At 71.4% G+C, this 17,046-nt stretch carries 16 protein-coding genes and 1 pseudogene; 3 read left to right on the forward strand and 14 right to left on the reverse strand.

Features of this window, described 5'->3' with window-relative positions; all coding sequences use genetic code 11:
- Position 1: 1 nt before the first annotated feature.
- Positions 2-829 carry an enoyl-CoA hydratase family protein gene (locus ACFYY2_RS30825; RefSeq protein WP_388749082.1) on the reverse strand — a complete coding sequence of 276 codons (828 nt, stop codon included), beginning with the start codon at positions 827-829 and terminating at the stop codon, positions 2-4.
- 308 nt (positions 830-1,137) lie between these two features.
- Here ACFYY2_RS30825 and ACFYY2_RS30830 point away from each other — a divergent pair, with 308 nt between their 5' ends.
- Positions 1,138-1,602 (forward strand): ATP-binding protein, encoded by a 465-nt coding sequence (locus ACFYY2_RS30830; RefSeq protein ID WP_388749084.1) that lies wholly within the window; start codon positions 1,138-1,140, stop codon positions 1,600-1,602.
- Here ACFYY2_RS30830 and ACFYY2_RS30835 read toward each other — a convergent pair.
- The 3 genes from ACFYY2_RS30835 to ACFYY2_RS30845 all read right to left on the reverse strand — a co-directional run bounded on the left by ACFYY2_RS30835 (position 1,544) and on the right by ACFYY2_RS30845 (position 5,598).
- Entirely contained in the window at positions 1,544-3,028 is a 1,485-nt protein-coding gene (locus ACFYY2_RS30835; protein ID WP_388749086.1) for an amino acid permease, read from the reverse strand. The genes ACFYY2_RS30830 and ACFYY2_RS30835 overlap by 59 nt on opposite strands.
- A gap of 176 nt (positions 3,029-3,204) precedes the next feature.
- Positions 3,205-4,230: an ornithine carbamoyltransferase gene (gene argF / locus ACFYY2_RS30840; RefSeq protein WP_388749088.1), complete on the reverse strand. Its 1,026-nt coding sequence runs from the start codon at positions 4,228-4,230 to the stop codon at positions 3,205-3,207.
- A gap of 135 nt (positions 4,231-4,365) precedes the next feature.
- Positions 4,366-5,598: an arginine deiminase gene (locus ACFYY2_RS30845; RefSeq protein WP_388749090.1), complete on the reverse strand. Its 1,233-nt coding sequence runs from the start codon at positions 5,596-5,598 to the stop codon at positions 4,366-4,368.
- 270 nt (positions 5,599-5,868) lie between these two features.
- Between ACFYY2_RS30845 and ACFYY2_RS30850 the strand changes: the two genes are divergently transcribed.
- On the forward strand, positions 5,869-6,204 hold the full coding sequence (locus ACFYY2_RS30850) for a nuclear transport factor 2 family protein (RefSeq protein WP_388749092.1): 336 nt from the start codon (positions 5,869-5,871) through the stop codon (positions 6,202-6,204).
- Between the two features lie 147 nt (positions 6,205-6,351).
- On the opposite strand, the gene ACFYY2_RS30855 is transcribed toward ACFYY2_RS30850, so the two are convergent.
- From ACFYY2_RS30855 to ACFYY2_RS30870, 4 genes and pseudogenes are all read right to left on the reverse strand, one after another.
- Positions 6,352-8,934 (reverse strand): polynucleotide kinase-phosphatase, encoded by a 2,583-nt coding sequence (locus tag ACFYY2_RS30855; RefSeq protein WP_388749094.1) that lies wholly within the window; start codon positions 8,932-8,934, stop codon positions 6,352-6,354.
- Entirely contained in the window at positions 8,931-10,532 is a 1,602-nt protein-coding gene (locus ACFYY2_RS30860) for a 3' terminal RNA ribose 2'-O-methyltransferase Hen1 (RefSeq protein WP_388749096.1), read from the reverse strand. Before ACFYY2_RS30860 ends, ACFYY2_RS30855 begins: the two co-directional genes overlap by 4 nt.
- Before the next feature lie 502 nt (positions 10,533-11,034).
- Positions 11,035-11,343 carry a DUF5959 family protein gene (locus ACFYY2_RS30865; RefSeq protein ID WP_388749098.1) on the reverse strand — a complete coding sequence of 103 codons (309 nt, stop codon included), beginning with the start codon at positions 11,341-11,343 and terminating at the stop codon, positions 11,035-11,037.
- 5 nt (positions 11,344-11,348) lie between these two features.
- Positions 11,349-11,795 (reverse strand): annotated as a pseudogene (locus ACFYY2_RS30870) (DUF5959 family protein); the annotation flags it as partial.
- A 56-nt stretch (positions 11,796-11,851) separates the two neighbouring features.
- On the opposite strand from ACFYY2_RS30870, the gene ACFYY2_RS30875 reads away from it, so the two are divergent.
- Positions 11,852-12,286 (forward strand): hypothetical protein, encoded by a 435-nt coding sequence (locus ACFYY2_RS30875; protein WP_388749100.1) that lies wholly within the window; start codon positions 11,852-11,854, stop codon positions 12,284-12,286.
- Positions 12,287-12,300: 14 nt separating this feature from the next.
- On the opposite strand, the gene mmuM is transcribed toward ACFYY2_RS30875, so the two are convergent.
- The 6 genes from mmuM to ACFYY2_RS30905 form a co-directional block, all read right to left on the reverse strand.
- Positions 12,301-13,233, reverse strand: coding sequence for a homocysteine S-methyltransferase (mmuM, locus tag ACFYY2_RS30880; protein ID WP_388749102.1), 933 nt, complete (start codon positions 13,231-13,233; stop codon positions 12,301-12,303).
- A gap of 87 nt (positions 13,234-13,320) precedes the next feature.
- The gene (locus ACFYY2_RS30885) at positions 13,321-14,244 is read right to left on the reverse strand and encodes an LLM class F420-dependent oxidoreductase (RefSeq protein ID WP_388749104.1); all 924 of its coding nucleotides are present in this window, start codon (positions 14,242-14,244) and stop codon (positions 13,321-13,323) included.
- 85 nt (positions 14,245-14,329) lie between these two features.
- Positions 14,330-14,854, reverse strand: coding sequence for a DUF6099 family protein (locus ACFYY2_RS30890; RefSeq protein ID WP_388749106.1), 525 nt, complete (start codon positions 14,852-14,854; stop codon positions 14,330-14,332).
- 186 nt (positions 14,855-15,040) lie between these two features.
- Positions 15,041-15,400: a nucleotide pyrophosphohydrolase gene (locus ACFYY2_RS30895; protein WP_388749108.1), complete on the reverse strand. Its 360-nt coding sequence runs from the start codon at positions 15,398-15,400 to the stop codon at positions 15,041-15,043.
- Positions 15,397-16,569, reverse strand: a complete 1,173-nt coding sequence (locus ACFYY2_RS30900) for an ATP-binding protein (RefSeq protein WP_388749110.1) — start codon at positions 16,567-16,569, stop codon at positions 15,397-15,399. The genes ACFYY2_RS30895 and ACFYY2_RS30900 overlap by 4 nt, the downstream gene beginning before the upstream one ends.
- A 55-nt stretch (positions 16,570-16,624) precedes the next feature.
- Positions 16,625-17,032, reverse strand: coding sequence for a cell division protein SepF (locus tag ACFYY2_RS30905; protein WP_388749112.1), 408 nt, complete (start codon positions 17,030-17,032; stop codon positions 16,625-16,627).
- Positions 17,033-17,046 lie beyond the last annotated feature (14 nt).

Below are 17,046 nucleotides of genomic sequence, written 5' to 3' on the forward strand. Positions count from 1 at the left end.
GCTACCTGCCCTGCCACTTCGGAGGCCGCTTCTCGGTGAAGGCGGCATGGAACTCGGCGTAGTCCTCCCCGTGCATCAGGAGCGCCTGGGTCGCGGCGTCCATCTCGACGGCCGCGGCGAGCGGCATGTCGAGTTCCGCCGTGAGCAGGGCCTTCGTCTGGGCGAGCGCGAGCGCGGGTCCGTCCGCGAGCCGCCGGGCCAGCGCCTCGGCGCGGGCGCCGGTGTCCCCCTCGGCCGTCAGCTCGCTGATCAGCCCGATGCGCTCCGCCTCGGGCGCGCGGACGGGCTCGCCGAGCATCAGGATCCGGGTGGCGTGGCCGAGGCCGACGACGCGCGGCAGGAGGTAGGCGGCTCCCATGTCACCGCCGGACAGTCCCACGGCGGTGAACAGGAAGGCGAAGCGGGCGGAGGGGTCGGCGATCCGGAAGTCCGCGGCGAGGGCGAGGACCGCTCCGGCACCCGCGGCCACTCCGTGCACGGCGGCGATCACGGGGAAGGGGCACTCCCGCAGCGCGCGCACGACCTGCCCGGTCATCCGGTTGAAGTCCAGGAGCTGCGCGGTGTCCATGGCGAGTGTGGCGCCGATGATCTCGTCGACGTCACCGCCGGAGCAGAAGCCGCGTCCTTCCCCGGCGAGCACGAGGGCGCGCACGGAGCGTTCCCGGGAGAGCTCGGCGAGCAGGTCGCGGAGGTCGGCGTAGGCCCCGAAGGTGAGCGCGTTGAGCTTCTCGGGGCGGGCGAGCGTGACGGTCGCCACCCCGTCGTGCGTCGTGACGCTCAGATGCCGCCAGCGCTCCGTATGCGGGACGGAGCCGGTGAACGGACTCATGGGAGATCCCCTCCAGCCGTCGGGCTGCTGCTGATCCGCTTCGAAGTTATCACTCATCCGTGACTTCCGTCATGAGTACGCGATACTCCTCGGCAAGGGGACTCCGGATGGGGCGAGTGTGGCGAAAGTCCCCTTTGTGCCGGTCGGCAGCCTCTATGTCTGGGCCGTCGCACTTCGTATGGTTGAGCGCAGCACGTCCTGGTACGGGCCTCCGTACCCTTCGGTGCCGGACGACGTCGTCCCCCCGGTCACAGCAGTCCGGAACACGAGTCCCCGCCGGAAGTCTCGCTCCCGAACGGATCCCCGCCTTGCCGTCCGACGCCCCCGCGCCCTCGCCCGCCTCCTGGCGAATCGCCCTGCCGCACTCCACGGCCGCCGTGCCGATAGCCCGCGCCCTCGTGCGCACGGCACTGGCGGACCTCGACGGGCCCGCGGACAGCGACACGGCCGAGCTGCTGACCGCCGAGCTGGTCGCCAACGCCGTCGAGCACACCGACGGCTCGGGTCCGATCGAGCTGGTCGTCGAGCTCCTGGCGTCGGGCTGCCAGGTGGAGGTCCACGACCACGACCCCGGGCCGCCCGGCGATCTCTCCGGCCTGCTGCCCGGCAGCACCCAGGACCCGTGGCAGGAGCACGGCCGCGGCCTTCTGCTGATACGCGCCCTCAGCTCCGCCTGCGGCCACCGCCCGACGCCGCACGGCAAGGCCGTCTGGTTCACCCTTCCGTCGGGCCCGCCTCCGCCGGCTGGTCAGCCCCGGGCCACCCGGGGCTGACCAGCCGGGAGCGGCCGCGGCCGTACACCGCGTACACCAGCGCGCCGACGGCCACGAAGACCACGAACTGCACCCAGGTCCCCCAGCCGGTCCCGTACATCAGGTACACGCAGAAGCCGACGCCCAGGACGGGGCTGAGCGGGTAGAGCGGCACCCGGAAGGACCGCTTCAGCCCGGGGTTGCGGCGGCGCAGCGCGATGACGGCGACGTTGACGACCGCCATGGTGGCGAGCGTGCCGATGGTCGTCAGGTTCACGACGACGTCGAGGGACGAGAACGCCGCCGGGACCGCGAAGACGACCGCCACGATCCACGTGTTGGCGACCGGCGTGTGCGTTCTGGGCGACACCCGCTCGAAGACCCTGGGGACGAGGCCGTCGCGGGACATGGACATCAGGATCCGGGTCTGCCCGTACATCACCGCGAGGACGACGGAGGCGATGGCGACGACCGCGCCGAAGGCGATGATCCCGCCGCCGACGTCCGATCCGGTGACCTGATCGACCACCAGTGACAGCGCGGCGGGCTTGTCCCCGACGGCGTCCGCGCCCAGCGCGCCGATGGCCCCGAGCGCGACGGCGCAGTAGAGCAGCGTGACCACGCCGATGCAGATCATGATCGCGATCGGGATGTTCCTGCGCGGGTCCTTGACCTCTTCACCCGCGGTGGTGATGGCATCGAAGCCGATGTACGAGAAGAACGCCACGGAGGCACCGGCGGTGACCCCGGCCGTGCCGTGGGAGGCGAAGGGCGAGAGGTTGCCGTCCTCGAAGGCGGTGAAGGCGATCGCGCAGAACGCGACGAGGATGCCGATCTTCAGCACCGCCATCGCCGCCGTCGCGCCCGCGCTCTCACGGATGCCGCGCACCAGCAGGGCGGCGGCCATCATGATCACGACGACCGCCGGCAGGTTCACCACACCGCCGTCCGCCGGTCCCGACGAGAGCGCGGCCGGCAGGCTCCAGCCGGTGAGGCTGTCCAGCAGTTCGTTGACGTACTGGCTCCACCCCACCGCGACCGCGGAGACCGAGACGCCGTACTCCAGGAGCAGGCACCAGCCCACGAGGAACGCGACGCGCTCCCCCAGCGTGGCGTAGGCGAAGGAGTACGAGCTTCCGGAGACCGGGATGGCGCCGCCGAGCTCGGCGAAGGAGAACGCGGTGAAGACGCAGGTGACCGCCGCGAGGACGAACGAGACGACGACGGCGGGGCCCGCTTCGGCGACACTGTCGGACAGGCCGACGAAGATCCCCGTGCCGACGATCGCGCCGACCCCGAAGCACACGAGCTGGAAGAGCCCCATGGTGCGCCGCAGGCCGTGCCCCTCCAGATCGGTTCCGGACTCGGCGAGCAGCAGGGCGGGGCTTTTGATGCGCGCCCCCGAGCCGGACGGAGGGCGTCGCGGGGCGTGGGTGTGGGGACTCATGGGGGGAGGGTTCTCTTCTCTGGTGGAGCGTGGAACTGAGCCTGTGGGGGGCTCGGGCGTGCGCGGTGCTTCCGGCCGGGCGCACGAAAAAGGGGGTTCGAGCGTGCGAGCCCGAACCCCACCAAGTGACGCCATCGTAGCCACTTGTCTGCATGTTCACCCAATCGGGCGTATTTTCATGCGCTCTCCGCGTCTGCCCCGCCGCCTGCCATCGTCGCGACGAGGACAGCCTTGATCGTGTGCATCCGGTTCTCGGCCTCGTCGAACACGATCGAGTGCTCGGACTCGAAGACCTCTTCGGTGACCTCCAGCTCCGTCAGCCCGTGGCGGGCGTGGATCTCCCGGCCCACCTTGGTGCCGAGGTCGTGGTAGGCCGGAAGGCAGTGCATGAACTTGACGTCGTCGACACCGGTGGCGCGCAGGACGTCCATCGTCACCGCGTACGGCGCGAGGGCGGCGATGCGCTCGTCCCAGACCTCCTTGGGCTCCCCCATGGAGACCCAGACGTCCGTGACCACGAACCCGGCACCCCGCACACCCTTGGCGACGTCCTCGGTGAGGGTGATGCGTGCACCGCTGGACTCCGCGATCGCGTACGCCCGGTCCACGATCTCCTGCGCCGGCCAGTAGGCGGCGGGCGCCACGATCCGCACGTCCATGCCGAGCAGGGCGCCGGTGATCAGATAGGAGTTGCCCATGTTGAAGCGGGCGTCCCCGAGATAGGCGAAGGAGATCCGCTCCAGAGGCAGGTCGCTGTGCTCGGTCATCGTGAGGACGTCGGCGAGCATCTGGGTGGGATGCCAGTCGTCCGTGAGCCCGTTGAAGACCGGGACGCCGCCGTACGCGGCGAGCTCCTCGACGGCCTGCTGGCTGTCCCCCCGGTACTCGATGCCGTCGAACATCCGGCCGAGCACCCGGGCCGTGTCCTTCACCGACTCCTTGTGCCCCATCTGCGAGCCGGAGGGGTCGAGGTACGTGGTGGAGGCACCCTGGTCCGCCGCGGCCACCTCGAAGGCGCAGCGGGTGCGCGTCGAGGTCTTCTCGAAGATCAGGGCGATGTTCCGGCCGAGGAGCCGCTGCACCTCCCTGCCCGCCTTCTTGGCGGCCTTGAGCTCCGCCGCCAGGGCGACCAGGCCGCGGAACTCCTCGGCCGTGAAGTCCAGCTCCTTGAGGAAATGGCGGCCTGTGAGGTCTATGGCCATGGTGACTGCTCCTGGGTCGGGCTGAGGGCGTATGACGAATATCCTGGAAGTCTATACGAGGTACCGTATTGCTATACAGGTCCGGGAGGGGTCGTACGTCCTCACCGCCTCCTCGCCCCGGCCGCCCCGGCCCCCTCACACGGGATCGCGGACCACCGGACAGCTCATGCAGCGCGGGCCGCCCCGGCCCCGCCCCAGCTCGCTCCCGCGGATCTCGATGACCTCGATGCCCTCCTTGCGCAGATAGGTGTTCGTGGTGGCGTTCCGCTCGTACGCGACGACGACCCCGGGCTCCACGGCCAGCACGTTGCACCCGTCGTCCCACTGCTCCCGCTCGGCCGCGTGCACGTCCTGGGTGGCCGTGAGCACCCGGATCCCGTCCAGGCCGAGCGCGGCGGCGATGGCGCGGTGCATGTGCTCGGGCGGATGGTCGGTGACCTTCAGCTCGCGGGGGCCGCTGCCCGGCTCGATCGTGTAGGAGCGGAGCATCCCCAGACCGGCGTACTTCGTGAACGTGTCCCCGTCGACCATCGTCATCACCGTGTCGAGGTGCATGAAAGCCCGCCGCTTGGGCATGTCCAGCGCCACGATGGCCGTGGCCGATCCCGCGTCGAAGAGCCCTCTGGCCAGCATCTCCACGGCCTGCGGGGTGGTGCGCTCGCTCATCCCGATCAGGACGGCTCCCCGCCCGATGACGAGCACGTCGCCGCCCTCGATGGTCGACGGATAGTCGTCCTGCCCCTCCGACCAGTGGTGGAACGCGCCCGCCTCGGGGCCGGTGAACAGCGGATGGTGCCGGTAGATCGCCTCGAAGTGGACGGTCTCGCGCTGCCGGGCCGGCCAGCGCATCGCGTTGATGGACACCCCGTCGTAGATCCAGGCCGATGTGTCCCTGGTGAAGATGTGGTTCGGCAGGGGGCTCAGCAGGAAGTCGTCCAACCGCATGACGTGGAAGCGGACCGAGGTCGGCTCGGCGTGCCGCTCCAGGAACTCCCGTTTCGTCATCCCGCCGATCAGGGCCTCCGCGAGCTCGGCGGCGGGCAGCTCCTCGAAGGCGGCACGCAGGTGTTCGGTGGCGAGCGGGCCGTACTCCTTCTCGTCAAAGACCCGGTCGAGGACGAGCCGGCGCGCCACCGGGATGTCGAGGGACTCCCGGAGCAGATCACCGAAGAGGTGAACCTCCACCCCGCGGTCGCGCAGCACATCGGCGAACCCGTCGTGCTCCTCACGGGCACGGCGCACCCACAGCACGTCGTCGAACAGCAGCGCGTCCTTGTTGCTGGGTGTGAGCCGTTTCAGTTCCAGATCGGGGCGGTGCAGGATGACGCGGCGCAGCCGCCCGGCCTCGGAGTCGACATGGAATCCCATGTCTTCATCCTCACCACGCGGAGCGCCGTTCACCCCGCGAACCGCCAGCCGGTTCGCGATTCCGCCCGGGCGCGAACGGGACCGCCCCGGCGCGCCGACGACGTCATCGGGCGCGTCGGCAGCCGAGACTGAGCTCCGTCAGCACACCGCGCCCGTCCGGGGTCTCCGGGCGGAGCCCGGTCACGCCCCTCGTACGGCCGGCGTCCCGTCCGCGACCCCGGTGACGCGGCCGACGGCTCCGTATCCCCCACGCCGAAGGAGCACTCCCCCATGCCGACCACCCCACCGCTGCCGCCCGTCGTCGGTGCGTTCCTGGGCGCGGCCAACGCCCACGACACGGCCGCCTGGCTGCTGACCTTCGCACCGGACGGCGCCGTCGACGACTGGGGGCGGGTCTTCACCGGCTGGGAGGCGGTGCGGGCCTGGAGCGAGGCGGAGTTCATCGGCGCGCGGGTCACTCTCGACGTCACGGAGGTGTCGGCCGGCCCCGGGGACGAGGACGTCACCGTCCTGGCCCAGGTCGGCGGCGACGGCTTCAACGGACCCTCGCACTTCGTGTTCACGGTCCGGGACAACCTCATCACGCTGATGCGCATCACCGGCTGACCCCGGACCCCGGGGAGGACAAGGGGCCACCCCTCATACGGACGCGGTGCGCCGGGGCGGGTGTACGCACCCGTGGGGAACGGGAGCGCGTCCCCCGCGGGCGGCGAGGTGCCCGTGGGGGACGCGACCGTCTGCAGCCGCGACCGTCTACAGCCGGGGGTCCACCGGCTCCGACTCCAGGGCGAGCACCGCGAAGACGGCCTCGTGGACCCGCCACAGGGGCTCCCCCTCGGCCAGCCGGTCGAGCGCCTCGAGGCCGAGCGCGTACTCGCGCAGCGCCAGCGAGCGCTTGTGGCCGAGGAACCGCGAGCGCAGCCGCTCCAGGTTCTCGGGCCGCGTGTACTCGGGACCGTAGATGATCCGCAGGTACTCCCGGCCGCGCACCTTGATGCCCGGCTGGACCAGCCTGCCCTTGCCGTCCCGGACCAGGGCGCCGAGCGGCTTGACGACCATGCCCTCGCCGCCGCGGCCGGTCATCTCCAGCCACCAGTCCACGCCGGAACGCACGGACTCCTCGTCGCCCGTGTCGACGACGAGCCGCCGGGTGACCTGGAGCAGACCCGTCGGGTCGTGCTCGACCAGGCGGTCCAGCCAGGCCAGCTGCTGGTCGTGCGGCACCGAGGCGAGCGAGCGGCCCTGCACGGCGAGGATCTGGAACGGCGCCAGGCGGACCCCGTCGAGCCCTTCGGTGCTCCAGCAGTAGCGGCGGTACGCCTCGGTGAAGGCGGCGGCGTCCTCGGCGCGGCCCCGCTGACGGCCGGCGAGAGAGCCGACGTCCACACCGCGTGCGGCCGCGGCGGCCAGGGCCTTCTCCGCGACGGGCAGCGCCGCGCCGGCCGCCGCGCCCACCGCCGCGTACTGCGAGCGGAGGAGCCCGGCCGCCTTGAGGGACCACGGCATCAGCTCGGCGTCGAGCACCACCCAGTCGGTGTTCCACTCGTCCCACAGCCCGGCGGCGGCGATCGCGGTGCGCAGCCTGCCGAGCACGACCTCGGTCAGTGCCTCGTCGTCCAGGAAGGGCCGCCCGGTGCGGGTGTGCAGGGCACCGGTGGGGCTCCCCACGGAACCGGGGCCGTGGGAAGTGTCCCCGGTGCCGAAGCGCTCGCGGGCGGCGTCGGCGTCACGGCAGACCAGCGCGACGGCGCGCGAGCCCATGTGCTTCTCCTCGCAGACGACCTCGGCGACCCCGTCCGCGCGGTACTGCGCGAACGCCTCCGCCGGGTGCTCCAGATAGCCGTCCTCGCGGGAGGTGGCCGTCGGTGCCATCGTCGGCGGCAGATAGGTCAGGAGCCTCGGGTCGACGGCGAACCGGCTCATGACCTCCAGCGCCGCCGCGGCGTTCTCCTCCCGCACCGCGATGCGGCCCATGTGGCGGGTCTCGACGGCACGGCGCCCCTGCACGTCGGCGAGGTCCAGCGGACGTCCCTCCCGCCCGCCGGGCGCCTCTATGATCAGCGGCTTCACCGGCTCGTACCAGACCCGCTCGGCCGGTACGTCGACGATCTCGCGCTCGGGCCAGCGCAGCGCGGTCATCTTCCCCCCGAACACCGCTCCGGTGTCCAGGCACAGCGTGTTGTTGACCCAGGAGGTGGTGGGGACGGGGGTGTGGCCGTAGACCACGGCCGCACGGCCCCGGTAGTCCTCCGCCCACGGGTAGCGGACGGGCAGACCGAACTCGTCCGTCTCGCCCGTCGTGTCGCCGTACAGGGCGTGCGACCGGACCCGTCCGGAGGTGCGCCCGTGGTACTTCTCGGGCAGCCCGGCGTGGCAGACGACGAGCTTTCCCTCGTCCAGGACGTAGTGGCTCACCAGTCCGTCGATGAACTCCGCCACGCGCCCGCGGAACTCGGGGTCCTTTTCGTCCTCCCGCTCCAGCTGCTCGACGGTCTCGGCGAGGCCGTGGCTGTGCTGGACCTTGCGCCCCTTGAGATAGCGGCCGAGCTTGTTCTCGTGGTTGCCCGGCACACACAGCGCCTGGCCCGCCGCAACCATGGCCATGACCCGGCGCAGGACTCCGGGGCTGTCGGGGCCGCGGTCGACGAGGTCACCGACGAAGACGGCGGTCCGCCCCTCGGGGTGCGCTCCGTCGTCGGCGTAACCGAGTTTGGCGAGCAGTGTCTCCAGCTCGGAACTGCAGCCGTGGATGTCCCCGATGATGTCGAAGGGGCCGGTGAGGTGGCGGAGGTCGTTGTAGCGCCGTTCCAGGACCACTTCGGCCGCGCCGGCCTCCTCCTCGGTGCGCAGGACGTGCACCTTGCGGAAGCCCTCACGCTCCAGGCCCCGCAGCGAACGGCGCAGTTCCCGGCGGTGGCGCTGGACCACGTGACGGGGCATGCCGGCGCGGTCCGGCCGGCCGGCGTTGCGCGCCAGACACAGCTCCTCGGGCATGTCCAGGACGACGGCGATGGGCAGCACGTCGTGCTGACGAGCCAGCTGCACGAGCTGCTTGCGGCTCTCGGACTGGACGTTGGTCGCGTCGACGACGGTGAGGCGTCCGGCGGCCAGACGTTTACCGACGATGTAGTGCAGGACGTCGAAGGCGTCCCCGCTGGCGCTCTGGTCGTTCTCGTCGTCGGCGACGAGTCCGCGGCAGAAGTCCGAGGAGACGATCTCGGTCGGCTTGAAGTGCTTGCGGGCGAAGCTCGACTTGCCCGAACCGCTGGCCCCGATGAGCACGACGAGGGACAGGTCGGTCACCGGCAACGTGCGAGAGGTACTGGTGCTGGTCATGCGGCCTTCTCCTCCTTCGTGGTGGTGGCGGCGGTGGTGGTGGTGGTGGATGCCGGGGCGGTCAGCGGGCTCTCGGCGGGCCGGGCGTCCTCGGTGAGCCCGGCTTCCTCGGTGAGCCGGGCGTCCGTGCCGGTGCCGTCCGGCGCGCGGCCGTCCGAGCCGGCCATCGTGAAGACGGCCATCTGCGTGGGCGGCCCCACCTCGGGGTCGTCGGGCCCCACGGGCACGAACTCCACCGTGTAGCCGTGGCGCGCGGCCACCTGCCCCGCCCACTCGCGGAACTCACCCCTGGTCCACTCGAAGCGGTGGTCGCTGTGGCGCGCGTGCCCGGCGGGGAGGGTCTCCCAGCGGACGTTGTACTCCACGTTGGGCGTGGTGACGAGCACGGTGCGCGGGCGGGCCGAGCCGAACACCGCGTATTCCAGGGCAGGCAGCCGTGGCAGGTCGAGGTGCTCGACGACCTCGCTGAGCACAGCGGCGTCGTAGCCCTTCAACTGCTTGTCCGTGTAGGTCAGAGCACCCTGTCGCAGGGTGACGCGACCTGCCTGCCGCTCGCCCATCCGGTCGAGCTTCAGCCGTCGTGCGGCGACGGTCAGCGCGCGCATCGACACGTCGACGCCCACGATCTCCGTGAAGCGCACGTCCTTGAGCAGTTCCTGCACCAGCTGGCCCTGCCCGCAGCCCAGGTCGAGCACCCGGCGCGCATCGGCGGCCCGCAGCGCCTCGACGATCGCCGCACGGCGTTGCCCGGCGAGCGGCACCGGACGCTCCTCCGTGTCGGTGGTCTCGTCCACCGCGTTGTCGACGCTCTCCACCTCCAGGTCGTCGGACTCGGCGAGCCGCACCAGCTCCAGGCGCTCCGTCGCCTGCCGAGTGAGACTCCAGCGCCGGGAGAGGTAGCGGCTGGTGATCAGCTTCTGCTCGGGGTGCCCGGCCAGCCAGCCCTCACCGGCCCGCAGCAGTTTGTCGACCTCGTCGGGCGCCACCCAGTAGTGCTTGGCGTCGTCGAGCACCGGCAGCAGGACGTACAGCTGGCGCAGTGCGTCAGCGAGCCGGAACTCCCCCTCCAGTACAAGGCTCACATAACGCGAGTCGCCCCACTCCGGGAACTGCTCGTCGAGCGGTACGGTGACGGCCTCCACGCGTGTCCAGCCGAGCGGCGCGAAGAGCTTGTGCACCAGATCCGCCCCGCCGCGTGCGGGGAGAGCGGGCACCTCGATGCGCAGCGGGAGGGGTTCCGCGACGCGTTCGGGCATCGCCCGGCACGCCCCGTTCAGCGCGGACTTGAACACGGTCGTCATCGCGACCGAAAGCAGCGACGACGCGGCGTACGGCCGGTCGTTGACGTACTGCGCGAGCGCCGCGTCGGGCGCTCCGCCCCGGCCCTTCCCCTTGCCCCGCCGGACCAGAGCCACCGGATCCACCTCCAGCAGCAGTGCGGCCGTGCACCGCTCCGGTGACGCCTCGGGGTAGAAGACGTGGGCCGTGCCGTGGGAGGTCGAGAACGTCTGGGCCTTGTCGGGATGCTTGTGGAGGAGGAACCCCAGGTCAGTAGCCGGGTGCTGCTCGTCGCCAGTGGTTGAGATCGTCAGGAACACATGACCGAGTATGTGTGTCGGCGGGCCTGTTGCGACAGCGGATTACCAGGACATGCGGGCTCCCCCCGACGGCGTGAACCCGGCGAAGCGCCGACGCCGTCCCGTTCGACGGCGCCGGCACGGGTGAATGACAGGGTTACCTACCCCGTGACGGGTAGTGCATGGTCACGATCGTCTCCCGCTTAACAATCACAGTCTTCTCCTTGTACAGACGCAGGACGAGCGCTTTCCTGCCGTCCTGGTTCACCCCTTCCTCGATTACGAGAATTTCGGCTGTCCTGCCGTTCCAAAGCCTCAGGTGGTCACCCACCTTCAACTTCTTCGCCTGCTTGCGTAGTGGCGTGTCGATGCTATTTCCTCCTCTCCTCGACTTCCTTTCATCATCTCACCCACCACTGACAAACAAGAGTTACTCATTCCGCTTCTCGAACGGTAGTACGCCCACCGAAGCCACCGGTATCCCGCACCCGTTCACGCCTTGGCGGTGGCCACCGCGACGGCGTCACACCACTCGTCCCACCGCTTCCGGCGTACCGCCCGTGTGCGGTCGGCGCACGCGAGCATGTCGCCACTCGTAGGCGCCCGGGGCAGTCTCCACGACCTCCTGAGGCCAGGCTGCCCGGACGTGCCCGAGCCGTGCTTCGAGCTCATCGGTCCATGCTCCGGCCACGCGCACCGGGACACGGACCGATGCCCCCGATCCGGCCACGTCCTCCACGACGACCACCGCGACCCCGTCCCGTCCCGTCCCGTCCCGTCCCGTCCGGAGGATTCGAAGCGGATCTCGGGATTGTGTCCGTCGTCCATCCACGTGGCGCTCCGCCCCGCGGCGAGCGCGCCCAAGACCTGGGCCCAGCCGTCCAGATCGGTCGGCGCCAGACAGGCTTCCAGACGTCCATGGACGAACGCGCTCGCCACGACGAATTCCACATCGAGAAAGTCGTGCCAGGGCAATACCCCGGGCATGCGGCGGCCCAGGACACGAACCTTGAAACTGTTCTCCCCATCGGTCAGGTGAACGAGATCCACTTTGCGGTCCTCGGCCATTCCCGCTCCTCCACTCGCATCGGCTGCCGACATCATGCACGCGCCGCGCAGCCGAGGACTGTCCGGTACCCGGCATCGTGTGGGCAGTTCCCCGGACACGTGACCAGGTCTGCCTGCGGCGGCCACCGTGTGCCCGTCGTCCGGCCGTCCGCTGTCGGCCCTGGGGCTCGCGGCCGGGGAGCTCAAGTCGCTGCGCGCGCACGGCGAACTGACCATATGATCTTCGCGCCCGGCATCCGCTGCGGCATCAGGCGCTTCCCGAACAGACAGAGATGGTGACGAACACCTCCCGCAAAAGGCCCTGGATCCTGGCCCGTTCGGCGCAGGCTGCGATAGGCGCGGCCGCCGTGGCGGACGTGTTCCGCGCGGCAGCGGTACGGGATCGCGACCTGCACGCCGACGCGCCCGCGCACACGTCGGGCTCCGCCTCACAGGTCTTCGCCTGTCTGATGGCTCTGGCGATCGTGCTGTTCCTCGTGTGGCTGGCACGATCCCGGCGCAACGCCCAGGAGCTGTCCCCGGCAGGTCCGCCCGGCCGGGTCGACTGCTTCGCCGTTGCCGGGGCACCACGCCGATGGCCCGGTACAGCAAGGCCTGATGGCCGGGCCCGGCACGGCATGGCACTGCACGCCCTTGCCCGGAACGGCACTGCACTGCACTGCACTGCACTGCACTGCCTGATGGTGCGGCACGGCGCCCCCGCGTGATGAAGCCGGGCCGTTCAGGCTCCCGGCCGCACCACCCGCCCGACCAGCTCCTCGATGTCGCGCGGGCCCACCCGGCAGCAGCCGCCGATCAGGCGCGCGCCCGCGCGCTGCCACTCCCGCACCCGGCCTGTCGCGAAGGTGCTGCCTCCGGTCCATCGCCGGGCGGTCGCGTCCCACCGCTCGCCGCTGTTCGGGTACACGACCACGGGTTTGCCCGTCGCGGCCGCCACCTCCACCGCACCGTCCACGTCGGCGGGGTCGCAGCAGTTGACGCCGACCGCGACCACCTGGTCCACGCCCGCGACGAGGCCGAAGGCATCCTCCAGGGGCTGTCCGGCCCTGGTCCTGCCGCCGACGACGCTGTACGACAGCCACGCCGGCACCCCGAGGTCCTGGACCACCCGCAGCAGCGCCTCGGCCTCGTCGATGTCGGGCACCGTCTCCAGGGCCAGCACGTCGGGACCCGCCTCAGCCAGTGTCTCCGCCCGGGGGCGGTGGAAGCGCTCCAGCTCGCGGACGGTCAGCCCGTACCCGCCGCGGTACTCGCTGCCGTCCGCGAGCATCGCGCCGTACGGCCCGATCGAGGCCGCGACCCACTGGTCCCGTCCGGTCACCGCGCCCGCGCGGCGCGCCGACTCCACGCTCCCGGCCATCAGCTCGGCGGCCCGTGCCCGGCCGATCCCCCGCCTGCCGAACCCCTCGAACGTGGCCTGGTAGCTGGCGGTGATCAGCACCTGCGCCCCCGCCCGCGCATAGGCCGTGTGGGCCGCCTCGATCTGCTGAGGTGCGTCGGCGAGGAGCCGGGCCGACCACAGCGCGTCGGACAGGTCGCAGCCCTGCGCCTCCAACTGGTTGGAGAGGCCGCCGTCGAGGAGGACGGTCCCCTCGGCGAGTGCCTCGCCGAGGGGACGGCGCGACGGAACCTCCGGTGTCCGGACGGTGTTCACGGCCGCTCCTCGCTCTGGTGGTTCCGTCGGCCGGTCTCCGGCCGACGGCTGGCCGCGCCGTGCCGCGCCCTGATGCGCCCGGAGGCGTCAGCGCAGCTGCGACTGGACCTGCGACGCGATCAGTTCCAGGTGGTCCAGGTCGTCCAGGTCCAGCACCTGGAGATAGATCCGGGAGGCGCCGATCGCGGCGAAGCGGCCGATCTTGTCGACGACCTCGTCGGGCGAGCCCGCCAGTCCGTTCGCCTTGATCTCCTCGACGTCACGTCCGATGGCGGACGCCCGCCGTGCCACCTCCGCGTCGTCCTTGCCGACGCAGACCACCAGGGCGTTGGAGTACACCAGGTCGTCGGGCGCACGGCCGGCGGCGACGGCCGCGTCCCGGACCCGGCCGAACTGCTTCTCGCTGTCCTCCAGGGAGGCGAACGGGATGTTGAACTCGTCGGCGTACCGTGCGGCGAGGCGGGGCGTACGGACCGCGCCGTGGCCGCCGATCAGCACCGGGATCTTCGCCTGGGCGGGCTTCGGCAGCGCGGGCGAGTCGGTCAGCTGGTAGTACGTCCCGTCGTAGCTGAACGTCTTGCCGGTCTCCGTCCCCCACAGGCCCGTGACGATGGCCAGCTGCTCCTCCAGCCGGCCGAACTTCTCCTTGGGGAAGGGGATGCCGTAGGCCTTGTGCTCCTCCTCGAACCAGCCCGCGCCGAGGCCCAGCTCGACGCGGCCGCCGGACATCTGGTCGACCTGGGCGACCTGGATGGCAAGCACGCCGGGCAGGCGGAAGGTGCCGGCCGTCATGAGGGTGCCCAGGCGGATCCGCTTGGTCTCGCGCGCCAGTCCGGCCAGGGTGATCCAGGCGTCCGTCGGTCCGGGCAGGCCGTCGCCGGACCCCATGCGCAGGTAGTGGTCGGACCGGTAGAAGGCGTCGAAGCCGAGGTCCTCGGCGGCCTTGGCGACGGTGAGCAGGGTGTCATAGCTCGCCCCTTGCTGGGGCTCGGTGAAGATTCGAAGATCCATGCCTCCATCCTGCACCTTCCGGACCTGCGCGTCCGCCTCCCGTGCCCTGCCTGACCGGAGCACCGGTGACCCGCCGGGGCACCCGTCACGGCCGGCCGGCCACCGGGTCCGCGGGCCCCCGGATCACCCCGTACGGACCGTCGCGCTCACCGCCCGGCTCCCGCTCTCTCTCGTGGTCGGCGAGCCGTCGCAGCATTCCGTGCACACGGTCGACCGACTCGTCGGCTGCGTCTATGGCCTCGATGCACTGCCAGTAGAGCCCCTCCTCGTCCGTCCCGCAGGCGACGCCCACCAGCGCGATGCCCACCTCGCCGAGGTAGTGCGCGAGGGCGGCCAACGTCCCCGCGACATCAGCCACTTCGGTGAGGTGCGCCCCGCGCACGCCCCCGGCGGCGACCACGGGGTGGTCGGACACCGGGCCGGCCGGGGCGCCGGTGTCACTGAGCTCGCCCGCCTCGGTCCGCACCTCCGCGGGCCCGCAGCGGGCCAGGTGTCCGCCCACCGCCCGGGCGAGCGCCTGAGCCTGCCAGGCCTCCGCCATGACGGCGGGCACGTCCGTGCTGTCCGCCAGGGCCCTCCGGCCCGCCTCGATCAACCGCTCCGCATCCACGCGATGTCCCCCGTCGCTGTTTCCGTGACCGGTTCCGTGACCATTTCCATCGCCGATGCCGGTCGCCGCACCGCCTGCACGAAAAGTCCACTCACCCTCTTCATTACCCACAGTGAGGTGTGTGGCACACGAACGCCAGAGGAAATCGGAAATCTGTGGACAGGATGTCGAATGTGGATAAGTCGATCACTCCGAAGAGTGACGACGTGGTGCTTCCACGTTCCCCGCAGCCGGAAAACGTACCTCGTTGCGGTCGATCTTGGCGTCGAGCGCCGCCAGTGCGTCGATGCCCAGGACCTCGCAGAACTGCAGCAGATAGGCCAGCACGTCGGCGACCTCGTCCTCGACGCGGAACGCGGTGCCGGGGTCGTCCATCACCCGTGCCGACTGCTCCGGCGTCAGCCACTGGAAGATCTCCTGGAGTTCGGCGGCCTCGACACCGAGGGCGGCGACCAGGTTCTTGGGCGTGTGGTAGGGCTCCCAGCCGCGGGACGCCGCGAAGTCGGCCAGTCTGCGCTGCAGTCGCGCTGCGTCGAATTCCGTCACGGTGCCAGGTCTACCACTGTCACACCGGCAGTCCCTCGGGCCTCCGCCCCGGCCGCCTCCCCGACCGTGCCCAGGAGCCGCGTGTGGCCGCCCCCGCAGACCTCGGCGGCCAGGGCCAGCAGCTCCCGGGTCTGGCGCGAGTCCAGGTTCCGGTCGAGTCCGTCGGCGAGGACGGTGACCGCCCGCATGGCCGACGGCACCTCGGTGTGCGGGTCGGCCGCCATGGCGTGGGAGCCGGTCAACAAGGCTGCTGTCAGGGCCAGATACCGCAGTTCGCCGTCGCCGAGGCGACCGAGGGGGGTGCCGCGCCCCGCTCCGCGTTCGATGAGGGCCCGCACCGTCCCGTCGGCCGGCCGCTCGGCGGTCAGCCCCGTCACCAACCCCGCGCACCCGGCCTCCGCACCGGCGACCAGCCGCGCGTGGCGTCGCGCGCACAGCGTGCGGGTGTGGTGGAGCACCTCCGCGAGGTTGCCGCAGTCCGAGGCCAGCCGCCCTTCCCCGGCCGGAACTGCCGCACGCATCCGCGCCGGCTCCGGATCGCAGACGAAGACGGACCGTAACGCCACCACCGCCTGCTCCGCGGCGGCCAGCACCCTCAGCTCCCCGTCCGTCGTGCCCGCCACCCGCAGGGGCAGGATCGCCGTGCCCAGGCGGTCGCCCGGAAAGGGCGCACGCGTCACCGGAACGGTCCCGGCGGTATGCCAGGCGGCCTGCACCGTGGCGCGGCGCGGATCCCTCAGCGCCGTGCTGAGCAGCGTCTCCTCACGGTCGGCGAGCCGCTCGCCGACGATGCGCAGCACGGGTTCCACCTGGACGGCCAGGTCCAGCCTCACACGGCCGGCCGGACCGTCCACCGTGCAGCCGATCCTGAATCCCCGCCGGCCCTGCGCGTCCGCGCACGCCCACTCCGGCACCCAGGCGGCCGGGTCGGGGAACACCTCCTCCAGCGGGTCACCGCCGGCGAGCCGCGCCAGCGCCTCGTACCCCCGTAAGGCACTCGACTTTCCCGATCCGCTGCCCCCGGTGAGCAGGGTGAGCGGGCCGAGCGGGATGACGGTGCGGCGGTGCGAGGCGAAGGCGTCCAGCCTCATCTCGCGGACGCGGGGGCGGGCGGGACGGGCCGCGCGGGACGGTGGCGGGGCCGTCTTCCCCAGGGGGATCACAGTCATGAGCGGACCGTACGCACGCCCCTGTGCGGCGAACCGTTCCGCCCGCGCGACCTTCCTACGATTGGGGTACGCCCGCGGGGGTGACCCCCTCGACCTCCATGCCGACCGGCGCGAGCAGGAAGACGTTGCGGTCGACCCGGTGCATGCCGCTGCCCAGTCCGAACACCACGCCGCTGCTGAAGTCCAGGATGCGCTTGGCCACGTCGCTCTCGGCACCGGTCAGGTCCAGCAGCACGGGGATCTGCGCCACCAGGTACTCGGCCACCTCGCGCGCGTCCGCGAACACCTGCACCCGCAGGACGACGAGGCGCCGCTGATCGGCCGCCTCGCGCTGATCGGGGACCGCGCGGTGGTCGACCCTGGACGGCCATTCGTTGCGCCCCCTCAGGGGTACGACCTGGGCGAGCCCGTCCCACTGTTCGTCGGTGGCGTCGTACCTGTCGTACCTGTCGTACCTGCTCACAGAACCACCCCGTC

Source organism: Streptomyces sp. NPDC001822, assembly GCF_042892135.1.
Taxonomy (GTDB): domain Bacteria; phylum Actinomycetota; class Actinomycetes; order Streptomycetales; family Streptomycetaceae; genus Streptomyces.

Bases quoted from the DNA above. Each gene is read 5' to 3' on its own strand.
- ACFYY2_RS30885 (WP_388749104.1), bottom strand. From the start codon at position 14,244: ATGGATCTTCGAATCTTCACCGAGCCCCAGCAAGGGGCGAGCTATGAC.
- ACFYY2_RS30835 (WP_388749086.1), bottom strand. From the start codon at position 3,028: ATGAGTCCCCACACCCACGCCCCGCGACGCCCTCCGTCCGGCTCGGGG.
- ACFYY2_RS30875 (WP_388749100.1), top strand. From the start codon at position 11,852: ATGGTGACGAACACCTCCCGCAAAAGGCCCTGGATCCTGGCCCGTTCG.
- argF (WP_388749088.1), bottom strand. From the start codon at position 4,230: ATGGCCATAGACCTCACAGGCCGCCATTTCCTCAAGGAGCTGGACTTC.
- ACFYY2_RS30845 (WP_388749090.1), bottom strand. From the start codon at position 5,598: ATGGGATTCCATGTCGACTCCGAGGCCGGGCGGCTGCGCCGCGTCATC.
- ACFYY2_RS30825 (WP_388749082.1), bottom strand. From the start codon at position 829: ATGAGTCCGTTCACCGGCTCCGTCCCGCATACGGAGCGCTGGCGGCAT.
- ACFYY2_RS30850 (WP_388749092.1), top strand. From the start codon at position 5,869: ATGCCGACCACCCCACCGCTGCCGCCCGTCGTCGGTGCGTTCCTGGGC.
- ACFYY2_RS30855 (WP_388749094.1), bottom strand. From the start codon at position 8,934: ATGACCAGCACCAGTACCTCTCGCACGTTGCCGGTGACCGACCTGTCC.
- ACFYY2_RS30900 (WP_388749110.1), bottom strand. From the start codon at position 16,569: ATGACTGTGATCCCCCTGGGGAAGACGGCCCCGCCACCGTCCCGCGCG.